Annotated in this window: 13 protein-coding genes; 4 read left to right on the top strand and 9 right to left on the bottom strand. The window is 66.8% G+C overall.

Annotation, left to right across the window (positions count from 1 at the left end; translation table 11 throughout):
- The first annotated feature begins 54 nt into the window (after nucleotides 1-54).
- Nucleotides 55-543 (top strand): hypothetical protein, encoded by a 489-nt coding sequence (locus ACY65G_RS11850; protein WP_464997544.1) that lies wholly within the window; start codon nucleotides 55-57, stop codon nucleotides 541-543.
- On the opposite strand, the gene ACY65G_RS11855 is transcribed toward ACY65G_RS11850, so the two are convergent.
- From ACY65G_RS11855 to ACY65G_RS11870, 4 genes are all read right to left on the bottom strand, one after another.
- Nucleotides 544-2,859: an FdhF/YdeP family oxidoreductase gene (locus ACY65G_RS11855; protein WP_464997545.1), complete on the bottom strand. Its 2,316-nt coding sequence runs from the start codon at nucleotides 2,857-2,859 to the stop codon at nucleotides 544-546.
- 19 nt (nucleotides 2,860-2,878) lie between these two features.
- Complete coding sequence (locus tag ACY65G_RS11860; protein WP_464997546.1) at nucleotides 2,879-3,895, bottom strand: AI-2E family transporter; 1,017 nt, start codon at nucleotides 3,893-3,895, stop codon at nucleotides 2,879-2,881.
- A gap of 24 nt (nucleotides 3,896-3,919) precedes the next feature.
- Nucleotides 3,920-4,900, bottom strand: coding sequence for an MBL fold metallo-hydrolase (locus ACY65G_RS11865; RefSeq protein ID WP_464997547.1), 981 nt, complete (start codon nucleotides 4,898-4,900; stop codon nucleotides 3,920-3,922).
- 183 nt (nucleotides 4,901-5,083) lie between these two features.
- The gene (locus ACY65G_RS11870) at nucleotides 5,084-6,082 is read right to left on the bottom strand and encodes an OmpA family protein (protein ID WP_464997548.1); all 999 of its coding nucleotides are present in this window, start codon (nucleotides 6,080-6,082) and stop codon (nucleotides 5,084-5,086) included.
- A gap of 131 nt (nucleotides 6,083-6,213) precedes the next feature.
- Here ACY65G_RS11870 and ACY65G_RS11875 point away from each other — a divergent pair, with 131 nt between their 5' ends.
- Nucleotides 6,214-6,555 carry a DUF5710 domain-containing protein gene (locus ACY65G_RS11875; protein WP_464997549.1) on the top strand — a complete coding sequence of 114 codons (342 nt, stop codon included), beginning with the start codon at nucleotides 6,214-6,216 and terminating at the stop codon, nucleotides 6,553-6,555.
- Nucleotides 6,556-6,571: 16 nt separating this feature from the next.
- On the opposite strand, the gene ACY65G_RS11880 is transcribed toward ACY65G_RS11875, so the two are convergent.
- On the bottom strand, nucleotides 6,572-6,838 hold the full coding sequence (locus tag ACY65G_RS11880) for a UBP-type zinc finger domain-containing protein (protein WP_464997550.1): 267 nt from the start codon (nucleotides 6,836-6,838) through the stop codon (nucleotides 6,572-6,574).
- A gap of 71 nt (nucleotides 6,839-6,909) precedes the next feature.
- Complete coding sequence (locus ACY65G_RS11885; protein ID WP_464997551.1) at nucleotides 6,910-7,323, bottom strand: secondary thiamine-phosphate synthase enzyme YjbQ; 414 nt, start codon at nucleotides 7,321-7,323, stop codon at nucleotides 6,910-6,912.
- A gap of 61 nt (nucleotides 7,324-7,384) precedes the next feature.
- Here ACY65G_RS11885 and ACY65G_RS11890 point away from each other — a divergent pair, with 61 nt between their 5' ends.
- A complete protein-coding gene (locus ACY65G_RS11890) occupies nucleotides 7,385-7,633 on the top strand; it encodes a DUF3297 family protein (protein WP_464997552.1) in 249 nt (82 codons plus the stop codon).
- Between the two features lie 16 nt (nucleotides 7,634-7,649).
- On the opposite strand, the gene ACY65G_RS11895 is transcribed toward ACY65G_RS11890, so the two are convergent.
- Both ACY65G_RS11895 and ACY65G_RS11900 read right to left on the bottom strand, forming a co-directional pair.
- On the bottom strand, nucleotides 7,650-8,015 hold the full coding sequence (locus tag ACY65G_RS11895) for a GFA family protein (RefSeq protein ID WP_464997553.1): 366 nt from the start codon (nucleotides 8,013-8,015) through the stop codon (nucleotides 7,650-7,652).
- A gap of 173 nt (nucleotides 8,016-8,188) precedes the next feature.
- Nucleotides 8,189-8,629: a nuclear transport factor 2 family protein gene (locus ACY65G_RS11900; protein WP_464997554.1), complete on the bottom strand. Its 441-nt coding sequence runs from the start codon at nucleotides 8,627-8,629 to the stop codon at nucleotides 8,189-8,191.
- 150 nt (nucleotides 8,630-8,779) lie between these two features.
- On the opposite strand from ACY65G_RS11900, the gene ACY65G_RS11905 reads away from it, so the two are divergent.
- Entirely contained in the window at nucleotides 8,780-10,942 is a 2,163-nt protein-coding gene (locus ACY65G_RS11905; protein WP_464997555.1) for a hypothetical protein, read from the top strand.
- 112 nt (nucleotides 10,943-11,054) lie between these two features.
- Here the strand turns inward: ACY65G_RS11905 and ACY65G_RS11910 are convergent, their stop codons facing one another.
- The gene (locus tag ACY65G_RS11910; RefSeq protein WP_464997556.1) at nucleotides 11,055-15,647 is read right to left on the bottom strand and encodes a beta strand repeat-containing protein; all 4,593 of its coding nucleotides are present in this window, start codon (nucleotides 15,645-15,647) and stop codon (nucleotides 11,055-11,057) included.
- Between the last annotated feature and the right edge of the window lie 253 nt (nucleotides 15,648-15,900).

Genomic DNA, 15,900 nt, shown 5'->3' on the forward strand with positions numbered 1-15,900 from the left:
GCATCGTTTGCAGGGCGGCCCGTGTACACTGGTGTTTTTGACACCAACTCACCGATGTCCATCTTTTCCAAAGCCGCGATCAAGCACGAGGCCGATGTGGCAGCCGCCCAGCAGGCAGCGCAGGAACAGGCCGCGCACCAGGCCCGGCTCGACTTTCGCGAACAGTACCGCGGCACGCTCGAGAACGTGATCCGCCCGCAGCTGGCCGCGATGCGCAAGCAGATGTATGAGCACGACTATGACGGCAAGATCGAGGAAGGCAACGACGGCTGGAACGATTTCGTGCGCCTGACGTTCGTGCCGGACAAGAACCGGCTGGCCGCGCACGCGGGCCGCGATGCCTGCACGCTCACGTTCACCGCGCTGGAAAGCACGTGCCTGCTGGAATGGGAAAGCGCGTTCGACCGCCACGCGCGCGACGGCTCGGGCAAGGAAACCGGCACGGTCCCGTGCGCCCAGCTCACGCCGGAACGCCTGGAACAGATGCTCTCCACGTTCTTCGACAAGGCGTTCGAGGCGCGGCGGCTGCGCCGCCTGTCCTGATCAGCCCGCGCGCTCCGGCCGTTCGCGCCGTTCCAGCAGAACCGGAATCTGCTTGAACGCCGGCGTGTGCGAGCCGCGCGCCACCAGCGCGGGCGACAGCAGGGGCGTCAGTTCCGGGAAATAGCCGAACACGTCTTCCCCTTGTGTATCGGTTGCCACGAGCCGCATCCCATCCACGCAGCGTTCGATGCCGTCCGGCGCCGCGGCGCGCACGCGCACGGTGTCGCCATCCGCGAGGCCCAGCCTGTCCAGCGTGGCGCGGCCAACGAAGAGCACCTGCCGCGTGCCGTGCACGCCACGGTAGCGGTCCACTTCCCCTTTCGGATCGCGGTAGACGGTCGTGTTGTACTGCCGGTGCGCGCGGATCGTCGCCAGGCACAGCACCCCGTCGCCGTATCGCGCGCGGGCGCGGGCCATGATGGTATCCACCGGAAGCGCGTGGCCGATGAAGCGGGCCTTGCCGGTCGCCGTGTGCCACGCGCGCCGCCCGGCGCTGTTGGGCAGCTGAAAACCTTTTTCGCGCCGGATCTGGTCGTTGTAAGCCGTGAACCCCTCGACGGCGCCTTCGGCCACGCGTTCGATCAGCGCGCGCGTGGCGTCGTAGTCGGTGCCGATGGTTTCCCAGTCGATCGCCGGCTTCGATGCCGATCCTTCCAGCGTGTGCCGCGCCAGCTGGCTGACGATGAACGGCTCCGAGCGCAGCAGGTCGCTGGCCGGGCGGTTGCGCCCCATCGACGCATGCACCATCGACGCCGTGTCCTCGACGCTGACGAATTGCGCACCGGTGGGCTGCATGTCGAGCTCCGTGCGGCCAAGGCACGGCAGCAGCAGCCCCGTCCTGCCGGGATACAGGTGGGTGCGATTGAGCTTGGTGGCCACGTGCACCGTCAGCCGCGTGCGCGACAGCGCCTCCAGCACGCGGGGCGTGTCCGGCGCGGCCACGGCGAAGTTGCCGCCCAGCGCCACGAAGGCTTGCACCGTTCCGTCCAGCAGGCCGTCGATCGTGCCGATCGCATCGCGCCCCGGCGCGGCCGGCGGCGCGATGCCGAACACGCGCGCCAGGCCCGCCAGCCAGGCCGGCCTGGGCCGGCTGGTGATGCCCACGGTGCGGTCGCCCTGCACGTTCGAGTGCCCGCGCACGGGCATCAGCCCCGCGCCGGGCTTGCCCACGTTGCCGCGCAAGAGCATCAGGTTGACGAGCATCTGGATCGTCTCGATGGCGAACTCATTCTGCGTGAGGCCCATGCACCAGGCGGCGACCGTGGCCGGCGACGCGACGTAGTAGGCGGCCGCTTCCTCCATCTGCGCGCGGGTCAGGCCGCTGGCCGCCTCGATATCCGGCCATGCCTGGCGCGTGACCAGGTCACGGAAGGCGTCGAAGCCGTCCGTATGCGCGGCAATGAATTCCCGGTCGACGCCGCCGCCCTCCACCACCGCCCTGGCGATGCCGGTGATGGCGGCCAGGTCGCCGCCCACGCGCACCTGGTAATACGCATCGGCCAACTGCGTGCCGGTACCGCCCAGCAGTTCGCCGGGCGATTGCGGGTCGGCGAACGCTTCCAGCCCCCGTTCGCGCAGCGGGTTGAAGATGATGATGCGGCAGCCGCGCTTCTTCGCCTCGCGCAGGTCGCCCAGCATGCGCGGATGGTTCGAGCCGGGATTGTGGCCGAAGCTCATGATCAGCCGGGCATGGGCGAAATCGGCCCGCGTGACCGTGGACTTGCCCACGCCGATCGATTCGGTCAGCGCCATGCCGGACGATTCGTGGCACAGGTTCGATGAATCCGGCAGGTTGTTGGTGCCGAATGCGCGCGCGAACAATTGATAGGCGAATGCCGCCTCGTTGCTGCTGCGGCCGGACGTGTAGAACACCGCATGGTCGGGGTTGCCGAGCGCGCGCAGTTCGCCGCCGGCCAGCGCGAACGCGGCATCCCAACCGATTTCGCGGTAGGTGTCGCTGGCCGCGTCATACAGCATCGGCGCCGTCAGGCGGCCCGCCGCCTCCAGTTCCCAGTGGTCGCTGGCGCGCAGCGCGGTGACGGTGTTCGCGGCGAAGAATGCCGGCGTGGCGCGCGCTTTGCCCGATTCATGGGCGATGGCCCAGGCGCCCTGTTCGCAGAAGTCGACCGACTTGCTGTCCGGCGAATCTGGATACGCGCAACCGGGGCAGTCGACGCCCTGCGGCTGGTTCAGCCGGGGCAGCGTGGCCAGCGCCTGGGCGCCGGGATTGCCGATCAGCGCCTTGGCCGTGCCGTGCAGCGCACCGAAGCCGCCGGCCGGTTTGTCATAGGGCTGGAGGAGAATGGTCTTGGTCATCCCCGTATTGTAGCGTTGCTCAAATCAGTTCGCGGGCCCGCAGTTCATCCTTGATATAGGCGTAGAACACGGGCGCGGCGATCACGCCGGGCACGCCGAACACGGCTTCGGCGAACAGCATCGCCGCCAGCAGTTCCCAGGCGCGCGCATTGATGTGCGAGCCGATGATGCGGGCGTTCAGGAAATATTCCAGCTTGTGCACGACCACCATGAACGCCAGTCCGGCCACGGCCACGTGCAACGAATGCGACAGGCTGACGACAACGAGCACCGTGTTCGAAATCAGGTTGCCGATCACGGGCAGCAGGCCGGCCAGGAACGTGATCGCCACCACCGTCTTCGACAGCGGCAGGTGCACGCCGGCCAGCGGCAGCACGACGAACACGAAGATCGCCGTGATGATGGTGTTGATCCCCGAGATCCACACCTGCGCGAACACGATGTTGCGGAAGGCGCAGGACAGGAAGCGGGCCCGCTGCAGCAGCGCTTCCATGAACGGCCGGTGCGGGGCGCCATCCTCGTTGGTGTCGTGCAGCGATGCCATCAGGCCGATCACCATGCCGAGCAGGATGCGCGTCAGCGTCTTGCCCACTTCGGCACCGGCCGCCTGGGCCGCGCCTGCATGCTCGCGCAGCCACGCCGTGACGGCTTCACGCAGCGAATTGGCATCGACCGGCAGGTGTTCGCTGATCCAAGGCGGAATCTGGTCGCGCGACGCGTCGATGATGTCGGCGAGGCGCACGAACAGGTGCGTGACGCTGTAGGCATCGAGCCGCAGCAGCACGACAAGCCCCCACGTCGCCAGCGCGATGAGGCCCACCAGCAGCGCGCCGATGACGGCCGCCGCCACCATCCGGGCCCGCGCGTCGCTGATGCGGCGTCCCAGCGCCGGGGCGATCGCATGGATCAGCGAAAACATCAGCAAGCCGGCAAACAGGGCGCCCAGCAGGCCGTTCTTCAGCACGAGCAGCAGGAACAGGGCGATGAGCAGGTAGGAAGCGATGACGCTGTAGCGGGCTTGGAGGTTGGGCGGCATGGTGGCGTGGAAGTTGAGCCGGCATTATGCCTCAGGGCACGGCAATTGCCACAGCATTCCCGCCTTGTCCAATGCGTAGCGCGCCAGGTCGCGCGCCAGGAACAGGTTTCCGGCGTATGCGGTTCGCGCTTCGGCCCCGATATCGGCCAGGGTCGCCACGCCGCCAAGCGCGTCACCCCGGTCCTGGTAGCGCGGGCTGAAGTGCGTCAGCACCAGGTTCGGGAGGGCCGCCTCGCGGGCGAACCGGGCCACGCGCAAGGCGGAACTGTGTTGCGGGCCCGGCCCCACTTTTTCCAGCACCGCTTCCGTATACGTGGCTTCGTGCACCAGCACATGGGCGTCGCGTATGGAATCGGCCAGCAGGCCGGGCGTATCGTTGTCGCCCGCGACGACGATGCGGCGCGGGCGGCGCGGTGGCTGCAGCACGTCCACCGACCGCACCATGCGGCCATCGGCCAGCGTCACATCCGTTCCGGACTGCAGTTCGCCCCACAGCGGCCCGCGCGGCACGCCGGCGGCGGCCAGCTTGCCGGCATCGAGCTTGCGTTCGACGGTCTTCTCGGTGAACCCGTACGCGAACGACGGCATACGGTGCGACAGCGAGGTCGCGGTCACGGCCAGATCCGACAACAGGCCGGCGCGGCCGGCGTCCATCACGTCGATGAACTCGACCGGATAGGGCAGCTGCAATGCCGTGGTCTCCATCACGCCGCGCACGTAGCGCTCCAGCGGCGCCGGACCGACGATGGCGAGCGGCGCGGTGCGGTTCAGCAGCCCGGCGCTGGCCAGCAATCCCGGCAAGCCATAGCAATGGTCGCCATGGAGGTGCGTGATGAAGATGGCGCGCAGGTCGTGCGGCGACAGGTTCGTGTGCAGGATCCGGTGCTGCGTGCCCTCCCCGCAATCGACGAGCACCCAGCCATCCGCCGAGCGCAGCGCCACGCCCGCCACGTTGCGCGTTTTCGTGGGAGTGCCCGATGAGGTGCCGAGAAATTGCAGTTCCATGGAATGCCCGATGTGGCCAGTGGTGACCGGTGGCCGGTGGCCGGTGGCCGGTGGCCGGTGGCCGGTGGCCGGTGGCCGGATTATCCGCGATTCCCGGCGGGCGCGGCGTTTGAACGGCACAGCAGTGCGGCTGATGCGCTCGTGTTGCCGGGCCATGGTCCGGCAACACGGACTCGACTGCAATTATTGTTTCACCAGCTCCACACGCCGGTTCTTCTCGCGCCCCGGTTCGGCATCGTTCGAGGCGACGGGTGCGTACGAACCGACGCCCTTTGCACTCAGCCGCTTCGCATCGACCTTGTAGTCCGTCGCCAGCGTCTTCACGACGGACTCGGCGCGCTTCTGCGACAGCTCCATGTTGTGCGCCGGCGAACCCTGGTTGTCGGTATGGCCGACGATGTGCACCTTCAGGTTCGTGTCCTGCTGCAGCAGCCTGGCCATCTCGGCCAGCGCCTCTTTCGATTCCGGCTTGACGGCCGTCTTGCCGGTGTCGAAGTACACGCCGTACACGGCCACCTTGCCTTCGGCGGCGATGCGCTTCGCCATGTCGCCGGCGTTCAGCGCGGCCGTGACCTTGCCGGTTTCCATGGGCTTGCCTTCGACGATCTGCAGCGAAATGCCACCGAGCTCATTACGCAGCGGCGCGGCGACCAGCACGGCCACGTGCACGTCGCCGCCATCGGGCTGGGTCCCCTTTGCCAGCAGGTAGCGAGGCTCGTTCAGGCCCGAATTGAACGCGTTGCTGAACTGGACGCCAGTCTGGATGAAACCATCGCGCATCAGGTAGCTGGCGTTATAAAACGAATACAGGTTGCCGCACGCTTCCTTTTCGCACGTGTAGACGACCTTCAGCCCGGCCTTGGCAATCGCCGCCTGGTAGTTGCGGAATACTTCGAGGCCGGAACGGTCTTTCGCGAAGACATAGGCGATGCGCGTGTACTTGCCTTCCGGCTTCAGCAGATTATCGACCTGGACCTGGTTGTTCCTGAAATAGGGCCTGCTGGCTGGGAGCGCCGCCTGCTCGTACTCGATCACGTTGTATCCCACCATTTTCGATCCCTCGAACCGGGACAGGAGCGGATGGTCCTTGCCGCCTTTCACCTCGCGGTAATTCAGCTGGCCAAAGGCGGCTTGCGAGACGGCGGCACAGCACAGCAGGGCAAACAACGATCGGACGAACATGATGGATCCCGTATAAGTTGAAGTAACCGGGGATTCTAAGGATTTAATATTTTTTTGACAATGGCGATCCGGCTGGCCATCCTCCGCCGAGGTTATAATGCGTGCCCGCTTCCCGACAACGCACCGACGCCATGACCACCGACTTCCCCTTCGACCCGCCCTACAAGCTCGCCATCGACTCCCCGGCAGGGAAGCGCTGGGTCGAAGTGCTGGCCGACGGCAGCCAGGTCGAGGCGACGCCGCCGGCCACCACGCTGCCGCCGCCAGGCACGCTGGCGGACAACACACCGCGCGGCGGCGGACATGGCGGCAGTGGCGCAGGCGCACCGGCCAAGGCGCAGGTATTCCTGAACGTGCCGTTCGCCGAAAAGGATGAAGCCAAGCGCCTGGGCGCCCGCTGGGATCCGGCGCGCAAGAAGTGGTATGTGCCGAACGGCGTCGACGCCGGCCAGTTCAGCCGCTGGACCGCCTGACAGCCCGGGCCGACGCTCAGATCGGATCGAACATCCGCTGGTCGACGTAACACCACCCCCACGTCTCCCCGGGCTGCTGCGAACGCATCATCGCGTGCCCCGTGCCGTGGAAGTGCTTGGTCGCGTGCCGGTTCTTCGACTGGTCGCAGCAGCCCACGTGGCCGCAGACGAGGCAGGTGCGCAGGTGCACCCACGTGTCGCCCATCCTGAGGCATTCCTCGCATCCGTTCGTGCGCGGCTCGTACGTGTGGATCTGGTTGAAGTGTTCGCACTGGCCGGCCATCGCATCCTCCTGAAAGATGCCCCAAGCTTACCGCCATGGCGGCGCCGTGGCAGCGCCCCATTCGGGAGAGGTCAGCCCAGCACCGTGACGACCACGGTGCGCCGGTGCGGCGCCGTGCGGTGTTCCCACAGGTAGACGCCCTGCCACGTGCCAAGCAGCAGCCGGCCGCCGCCGACGGGCACCGTCAGCGCCGTGTCCGTCAGCATCGTGCGGGCATGGGCCGCCATGTCGTCCGGCCCTTCCGCGTCGTGCCGGTAAGCCGGGTCGCCATCCGGTGCCAGCCGCGCCACGACCGTTTCCAGGTCGCGCCGCACGTCCGGATCGGCATTCTCCGTGATCGTCAGCGAGCAGCTCGTATGCTGCACGAACACGTGCGCCAGCCCGCAGGCGACGCCGGACTCGCGCACGGCCTTCGCCACGGCATCGGTGATGTCGCGCGTGCCGCGCCCGACGGTGGAAAATTCCAGGATGGACTGATGGGCCAAGGGTCGTTCTCCAGCGGGTTGGTGTTGTCGTGCGCCGTCATCTGAAGGATAATTGGCGCCCATGAACGATACCACTCAACGCCCAGAACTGCCGGACCACCTGTCCACGGACCCGCGCAGCTCCTTCCACGTGCCCGCCGTGTTCGAACACGACATCGGCATTCTCTTCAACGACAAGGAACGTTTCGACGTGTCCGAATACTGCATCAGCGAAGGCTGGATCAAGGTCCCGGCCGGCAAGTCGCTGGACCGCAAGGGCCAGCCCATGCTGATCAAGCTGAAAGGCAAGGTCGAAGCGTTCTACCGCTGAGATCCGCCAGCTGTTGCTACCTCGCCGGCAGCCATGCCGGCTTTGTTTCCGTAAATAACTCACGCTCCACGGGGCCGTCGTACGGCGGCTCCAGCGTGCCCAGCGTGACCGCAATCGTCTCCGGCGATTCCGTGCTGCGCCAGAACAGCGTGGAACCGCAGACGCGGCAAAAATCGCGCCGGCCGGATGCCGACGACGCGTATTCCACCACCAGCTCCCGTCCCCGCTCGATCGTGAAACCGGCCGTGTCCACGTTCGCATACGATCCGGCACCCGCGCCATGCTGCTTCTGGCACATCGTGCAATAGCAGTGGCTCGCATGGTGGACCGGCCCGTCCGCCCGGTAGGCCACGCCGCCGCACAGGCAGCTACCTCTCAGCATCGCGTTCTCCTTATTCCGCACAGCCAGCTATCTATCGGCATTGCGTTCCCCTTACTCCGCACAGCCAGCGATCTATCGGCATTGCGTTCCCCTTACTCCGCACAGCCAGCGATCTATCGGCATTGCGTTCCCCTTACTCCGTACAGGCAGCGACGATCGGCATCGCGTTCCCCTTATCGCGATGACAGGTTCATCGTCTGCACCGCCAGCAGCCGGCATTGCCCATCCACGTTGACATACGTGCGCATGAACTGGTAACGGTTGGTCTTGAATGTCTTGCCGTCGGCCTGCCACTGCTCGACGATCGATATCCCGTGCAGCACGGCCGTATCGCCCAGCGCGCGTCCCTGCACGTCGCTCGTCGTGCGCGACTTGAACCGGCCCGGCTTTTCCATCCGCGCAAGCAGCACGGGCTTCGTTTCGATCTCGGAACCCAGCGAGTGCACCCACACGTAATCGTCCGCCAGCGCCTCGCGCAGGAAGGCCGCGTTGCCGGTGGCCAGCGCCGCCTCGTACTGGCGGTCGCGTTCGATCAGCGCGTCGGTGGGCAGACAGGAGGCGGCCAGCGCATGCAGTGGCAGCGCGTAGCACAGGAGGAGCAAATTTTTCTTCATGGCGTTTTTTGGCGGACACGGCCCGCCAGTGTACGCGCAACAGCGGGCCATTGGCCAGCACCGCTCATCCTGTTGAGCGAATGGCCGGCGGCGATGGCAGGGTTGTCCGTTGCGACTTACCATGGCCCGATACCAATACCGGGGACACCCATGCCGACGACACCCTTCCCTCGCTGCCGCGCCGCGCTCGTCGTGTTCGCCGCCCTGCTTGCCACCGCCGCGCAGGCGGCACCGATCGATCGCCACGCCGTGGTGAAGCGCCACGATCCGCACCTGACGAAAATCGACCCGTGGTCGCCGCTCTCCGTCGGCAATGGCCGCTTTGCGTTCACGGCGGACGTGACAGGCCTGCAGACCTTTGCCGACCATTACTACAAGAACGGCACGGCGACGGAAACGCAGGCGCGCTGGAGCTGGCACACGAACGCGAACCCGAACAACTACAAGCTGTCGGATGCGAACCGCGACTTCACGGCCCACGGCCGCACGCTGGGCTACCCCACGAACCAGGACTCGCCGGCCGGCCAGTGGTTGCGCGAGAACCCGCACACCCAGCCGCTGCCGCGCATCGGCTTCGTATTGACCGGTGCCGGCGCGCGCCCGCTGGTGCCGGCGGATATCAGCGCGGTCGACCAGCGCCTCGACCTGTGGCAGGGCCACCTGGCCAGCCGCGTCACGCTGCGGGGCCAGCCGGTTTCCGTATCGAGCGCCGCCGATCCGGAGACGGACACGGTGGCGCTGCGCATCCGCTCTCCCCTGCTGGCGCGCGGCGCGCTGGCCGTGCGCATCGCGCTGCCGCTGGGCTACGACCTGAAGGTGAAGCACAATCCGCCGCTGGACTGGTCGCGACCGGAAGCGCACCGCACCAATGTGCTCGAACAGAAGCCGGCATTGCTGGCCGTCGAGCACCTGCGCGGCGAATCGCGCAATGATTCGCACAATGCATCGCGCTATGCCATGACGGTGGCCAGCGCCGCGCCCCTGACGATCACCCGGCCGGACACCCACGCCTTCGTCATCGCCCCGGCGCGCGGCGACACGCTGGACATCACGGTCTCGTTCGCGCAGGAAGGCCGTGCTCCCGCGCCGCGCAGCGCCGACGTGTTCGACGCCAGCAGCCGGCACTGGAAGGATTACTGGCAAAGCGGCGCGGCCATCGATTTCGCCGGCAGCACCGACCCGCGCGCGCAGGAGCTGGAACGGCGCGTGGTGCTGTCGCAATACCTGGCCGGCATCCAGCTGGGCGATACGCTGCCCGCGCAGGAAAGCGGCCTGACGACGTCGACCTGGTATGGCAAGCACCACACGGAAATGGTGTGGTGGCACACGGCGCACTTCGCGCTGTGGGGCCGGCCGGACTACACGGCACGCACGCTCACCTGGTTCCAGCGCACGCTGCCGTCGGCCCGCGCGGTGGCGGCCGAACGTGGCCTGAAAGGCGCGCGCTGGATGAAGATGACGGGGCCGGAAGGCCGCGAAAGCCCCGGTGGCAACCCGATGATCATGTGGAACCAGCCGCACCCGATCCACCTGGCCGAACTGATGTATCGCGCCGATCCGTCGCCGGCCACGCTGGAACGCTACCGCGAGCTGGTGATGGAAACGGCGGCCGGCATGGCATCGATGCTGCACTGGGAAGAAGCCCGCCAGCGCTACGTGCTGGGCCCGCCGATGTGGATCGCGCAGGAGATCTACGACCAGGCCACCAGCATGAACCCCACGTATGAATTGAGTTACTGGGCGCGCGGCCTGGAAATCGCCCAGCAATGGCGCGAGCGCCTCGGCCTGCCGCGCGACGCCGACTGGGAGCACCGCCGCACGCACCTGTCCGCCTTGCCGCAAAAGGACGGCAAGTACGTGGCGATCGAAAGCACGCCGGATACCTGGGACAACCTCGCCAGCCGCCACGACCACCCGTCGTTCCTGATGGCGTTCGGCCAGCTGCCCGGCGACGGCGTCGACCGCGCCGTGATGCGCCGCACGCTGGACGCCACGCTGGCCAGCTGGGACTGGGCAACGAAGATCTGGGGTTGGGATTACCCGATGGTGGCAATGACCGCGGCGCGGCTGGAAGCGCCGGACCTGGCGGTGGACGTGCTGCTGAAAACGGATGGTCCGAACAACGCCTACACGGCTGCCGGCCACAATCCCAACACGGGCCTGCCCGTCTACCTGCCTGGCAACGGCGCCCTGCTTGCCGCCGTGGGCATGATGGCCGGCGGCTGGGACAACGGCCCTTCGCGGCCTGCGCCCGGCTTCCCGGACAATGGCAAGTGGGTCGTCAAGGCGGAAGGGTTCAGGAAGCTGCCATGAGCCGGCGGCGTGAAACCGCCGGTGTGCGGTGCCGGGGGTGGCGGGCATGCCGCCGCCCCGGCACCCGGCCCGGGCCGGCACGACATGCAGCGTCGTCGTGCCGGGTTTCCATTCACGCCAGCCAGGCCTCGGCCACGCCGACCAGCCGAATGCCCGGGTCGGCAGCCTCGATCGCGTCACCCTGTACGACAGCGCGTGCCGCCTGGTCGTTGTCGACGATCGTGGCGATCCCCTGGTTATCGCCGAACACCGCATTGACTGCGGCAGACAGGTTCAGCGCGAAGGTTTCGGACGGCTCGGCGACCAGGTCGTCGGTCAGCGACACGCGCACCGTCTGCGTGGTCACGCCGGTGGCGAACGACAGTGTGCCGCTGGCGAAGCCATAGTCCGACGAGTTGGCCGTCAGGCTGTCGACGCGATAGTTGAGGCTGACCTGCGAGGCGCCGGGCGCGCTCAGCCTGACCACGAATTCGGCATAGCCGGCGCCTTCGTTGACGGTGACGTCGGACGCGCTGATCGATGGCGTGCCCACCGCCGCCTGGTCGCTGCGGCCGATCCGCGCGGTGCCGCTGCCGTCGGCGATCTGCACGAGGCCGGCCGCGTTGCCGCTGATGGCGCCCAGGTTCAGGTTGAACGCTTCTTCCACCTCCGCAGCCGTGTCATCGATGATGTTGACGGTCACGTGCTGGACGGTCTGCCCGGCGGCGAAGCTGACCGAGCCGATGTTCGCGGTATAGTCCGAGCCCGCCACCGCGGTGGCGCCGGCAGTCGTGTAGGCCACGGTGAAGGTGTCGGACACCGCCTTGTCCAGCACGATGTCGAACGTCACCGTGCCGGCCTTTTCATCGACGACCACGTCGCGCACCGACAGGCCGCCCTTGCCCGCCGCGCTGGCGAGCGTGTCGTTGTCGACGAGGGTGCCAAGCGCCCCGTTGTCGGCCAGCACGGCATTCACCGGCGACGACAGGTTCAGGACGATGTTTTCCAGCTTTTCCACGGTCACGTCATCGGTCAGCGCCACGCGCACCGTTTGCGTGGTGATGCCCGGGGCGAACGACAGCGTGCCGCTGGTGAAGCCATAGTCCGATGAAGTGGCGCTCAGGCCATCGACGCGGTAATTGACATACACCTGCGAGGTGCCAGGCGCGTTCAGCTTCACGACGAATTCGGCATATCCATCCCCTTCGCCGGCCACGATATCGGCCGCGCCGATGGATGGCAGCGCAAGCGTCCCTTGGTCGCTGCGCCCGATCAGCGCGGTGCCGCTGCCATCGCCGATCTGCACCAGGCCGGCCGCGTTGCCGCTGATCGCCCCCAGGTTCAGCTGGAACTGCTCTTCCAGTTCGGCCGTGGCGTCATCGGCAATGTTCACCGTTACGTGCTGGACGGTCTGCCCGGCCGCGAAGCGGATCGTGCCGCTGGCCGCCGTGTAGTCCGCGCCCGACGACGCGGTGCCGTTCGCGCTGGCATAGGCCACGCTGAAGGTATCCGACACCGCCTTGTCCAGCACGATATCGAACGTTGCCGTCCCCGCCTTTTCATCGACGACCACGTCGCGCACGGACAGGCCTGCCTTGTCCGCGGCGCTGGCAAGCGTGTCGTTGTCGACGATCGTGGCGATGGCCTGGGGGCCGGCCAGTACGGCGTTGACCGGCGACGACAGGTTCAGGGCGAAGCTTTCCAGTTTTTCGACGGTCACGTCGTTGGCCAGCGCGATCCGCACCGTCTGCGTCGTCACGCCCGCGGCGAAGGACAGCGTGCCGCTGCTAAAGCCGTAGTCCGACGACGTCGCCGTGAAGGCGTCGACGCGGTAATTGACGCTCGCCTGCGACGCGCCCGGCGCATTCAGCACCACCACGAACTCGGCATACCCATCCGACTCGCTGACCACGATGTCGGAAACGGTGATGGTGGGCGTGGCCAGGGCCGTCTGGTCGCTGCGCCCGATCAGTGCGGTACCGGCGCCATCGGCGACCTGCACGGAACCGGCCCCGGTACCCGTGATCGCACCCAGGTTCAGCTGGAACTGTTCTTCCAGCTCCGCCGTGGCATCGTCGGTGATATTCACGGTGACTCGCTGGACGGTTTGCCCGGCGTCGAAACTGATCGTGCCGCTGGCTGCCGTATAGTCGGTGCCCGCCGTCGCGCTGCCGTCGGCGACGGCATACGCCACGCTGAAGGTGCTGGTTACCGCCTTGTCGAGCACGATATCGAACGTGGCGATACCGGACTTCTCGTCGATGACCACGTCGCGCACCGACAGGCTCGCCTTGTCCGTCGTGCTGGCGAGCGTGTCATTGTCGACGAGGGTGCCGAGCGCCTGGTCATCGCCCAGCACGGCATTGACCGGGGACGACAGGTTCAGGGCGAAGTTTTCCAGCGCTTCGACCGTCACGTCGTCGGTCAGCGGCACCCGCACGGTTTGCGTGGTGACACCGGGGGCGAACGACAGCGTGCCGCTGGTGAAGCCATAATCCGACGAGGTGGCGGTCATGCTGTCGAGCCGGTAATTGACGCTCACCTGCGCGGCCCCCGGCGCGTTCAGCCTGACGACGAAATCCACGTACCCGGCTGATTCACTGACGACGATGTCGGACGCGGTGATGGTGGGCGTGGCAACCGCCGTCTGATCGCCGCGTCCGACGAGCGCGGTGCCGGCACGGTCGGCCAGTTGCACGAAACCCGCACCGTTGCCGCTGATCGTTCCCAGGTTCAGGTTGAACTGCTCTTCCATCTCCACCGTGGCGTCATCGCTGATGTTCACGGTCACGTGCTGCACGGTTTGCCCGGCGGCGAAGCTGATCGTGCCGGTGGCGGCCACATAGTCCTGGCCCGCTACCGCAGTGGCACCGGCGGTGGTGTAGGCAACGCTGAAGCTGTCCGGTACCGCCTTGTCCAGCACGATCGCGAACGTTGCCGTGCCCGCCTTTTCATCAACGACCACGTCGCGCACGGACAGGCCGGCCTTGGCCGTGGTGCTGGCGAGCGTGTCGTTGTCGACGATGGTGGCGATCGCCTGGTCGTCGGCCAGCACCGCATTCACGGGGGCCGACAGGTTCAGGGCAAAGCTTTCCAGCTTCTCGGCGGCAAGGTCGTCGGCCAGCGCCACGCGTACCGTACGCGTCGTCTCGCCCGGGGCAAACGACAGCGTGCCGCTGGCGAAGCCGTAGTCCGACGAAATTGCCGTGTAGCTGTCGATACGGTAATTGACGCTTACCTGCGAGGTCGCCGGCGCGTTCAGGTTCACGATGAATTCGGCGTAGCCATCCCCTTCGCCGACGACGATGTCCGCCACGCCGATGGTGGGCGTGGCCAAGGCCGTCTGGTCGCTGCGCGCGATCAGTGCGGTTCCCGTGCCGTCGGCGACCTGTACCTCGCCGGCCGCGTTACCGCTGACCGCGCCCAGGGTCAGGTGGAACTGCTCTTCCAGCTCGGCCGTCGCCTCGTCGAGGATCTTCACGGACACGCGCTGGACGGTCTGGCCAGGGGCGAAACCGATCGTGCCGCTCACGCCCGTGAAGTCCGAACCACTGGCGGCCGTGCCGTTGGCGGTGGCATAGGCCACGCTGAACGTGTTCGATACCGCCTTGTCCAGCACGATATCGAACGTGGCGGTGCCAGCCCGTTCGTCGACGACCACGTTGCGCACCGACAGGCTTGCCTTGTTCGTGCTCGTTGCGGCGGTATCGTTGTCGACGATGGTAGCGAGCGCCTGGTCATTGCCCAGCACGGCATTGACGGGGGCCGACAGATTCAGCGCAAAGCTTTCCAGCTTTTCCGCGACCAGGTCGTCGGTCAGCGGAACGCGCACCGTTTGCATGGTCACGCCCGCCGCGAATGACAGGGTGCCGCTGGTAAAGCCATAATCGGACGAGCCGCTGGTCACGCCGTCGATGCGGTAGTTGACGCTCACGTCCGCAAGGCCCGGCGCATGCAGTTTCACGGTGAACTCGGCGTAGCCTTCCGACTCGCTGACGATGATGTCCGACGCGGTGATGGTCGGCGTGGCAACCGCCGTCCGGTCGCCACGCCCGATCAGCGCGGTCCCGGTGCCGTCGGCGATCTGTACCTGGCCGGCTGCGCTGCCGGTGATCGCGCCCAGGTCCAGGTTGAATTGCTCTTCCAGCTCGGCCACTGCATCGTCCGCGATGGCCACGGTCACGTGCCTGACCGTTTGCCCGGCGGCGAAGGTGACGGTGCCATTGCCCGCCGTGTAGTCGGCACCGGCCGTCGCACTGCCGCCGCCCGTGGCATAGGCCACCGTGAAACTGCCCGAGGTCGCCTTGTCCAGCACGATGGCGAACGTGGCCGTGCCGGCCTTTTCGTCGACGGCCACATCGCGTACCGACAGGCTGGCCTTGTTCCCGGTGCTGGCGGCCGTGTCGTTGTCGACGATGGTGGCGACCGCCTGGTCATCGGCCAGCAGGGCGTTGACGGGGGCCGACAGGTTCAGGGCGAAGCTTTCCAGCTTTTCGACGAGCACGTCGTTGGTGAGGTTGACGCGGACCACCTGGGTGGTCACGCCGGGCGCGAACGTCAGCGTGCCGCTGGTGAAGGTGTAATCCGCGCTGGCGGCGGTGAAACCGTCGATGCGGTAGTTGACGCTGATGGAAGAGGTGCTGCTCTGGTTCAGTTTGACGATGAAATCGACGAAGCCGGCGGATTCGTTGATGACGAGGTCTTGGGCGCTGATGAAAACTGCCATGGTGGTTCCCCGGTTTTATTTGGTGGCGACCCAGAAAACCGCGAATCGGATTGCTGGATCAGGTTTGATTACCTGGTGTGCGCCTGTCGTTTATTTTCAATCACGCCGATTTGCTGCCGACGTGGTACCGCGACGGCCAGGCTGGCAGGCAGACTGACCCGTCAAGAGTTTCAAATCGATATGCAAGCCATATGCCTGGATATAACGCATTCATTGATGGCCGGCTCAGCCGGCATGCCGTCGGACAGCACCG

This window comes from Pseudoduganella sp. jia 12 (genome assembly GCF_055502675.1).

Excerpts from the sequence above, each read along its gene's own strand:
- ACY65G_RS11850 (WP_464997544.1), top strand. The coding sequence starts at position 55 with ATGTCCATCTTTTCCAAAGCCGCGATCAAGCACGAGGCCGATGTGGCA.
- ACY65G_RS11855 (WP_464997545.1), bottom strand. The coding sequence starts at position 2,859 with ATGACCAAGACCATTCTCCTCCAGCCCTATGACAAACCGGCCGGCGGC.
- ACY65G_RS11860 (WP_464997546.1), bottom strand. The coding sequence starts at position 3,895 with ATGCCGCCCAACCTCCAAGCCCGCTACAGCGTCATCGCTTCCTACCTG.
- ACY65G_RS11865 (WP_464997547.1), bottom strand. The coding sequence starts at position 4,900 with ATGGAACTGCAATTTCTCGGCACCTCATCGGGCACTCCCACGAAAACG.
- ACY65G_RS11870 (WP_464997548.1), bottom strand. The coding sequence starts at position 6,082 with ATGTTCGTCCGATCGTTGTTTGCCCTGCTGTGCTGTGCCGCCGTCTCG.
- ACY65G_RS11875 (WP_464997549.1), top strand. The coding sequence starts at position 6,214 with ATGACCACCGACTTCCCCTTCGACCCGCCCTACAAGCTCGCCATCGAC.
- ACY65G_RS11880 (WP_464997550.1), bottom strand. The coding sequence starts at position 6,838 with ATGGCCGGCCAGTGCGAACACTTCAACCAGATCCACACGTACGAGCCG.
- ACY65G_RS11890 (WP_464997552.1), top strand. The coding sequence starts at position 7,385 with ATGAACGATACCACTCAACGCCCAGAACTGCCGGACCACCTGTCCACG.
- ACY65G_RS11895 (WP_464997553.1), bottom strand. The coding sequence starts at position 8,015 with ATGCTGAGAGGTAGCTGCCTGTGCGGCGGCGTGGCCTACCGGGCGGAC.
- ACY65G_RS11900 (WP_464997554.1), bottom strand. The coding sequence starts at position 8,629 with ATGAAGAAAAATTTGCTCCTCCTGTGCTACGCGCTGCCACTGCATGCG.
- ACY65G_RS11905 (WP_464997555.1), top strand. The coding sequence starts at position 8,780 with ATGCCGACGACACCCTTCCCTCGCTGCCGCGCCGCGCTCGTCGTGTTC.
- ACY65G_RS11910 (WP_464997556.1), bottom strand. The coding sequence starts at position 15,647 with ATGGCAGTTTTCATCAGCGCCCAAGACCTCGTCATCAACGAATCCGCC.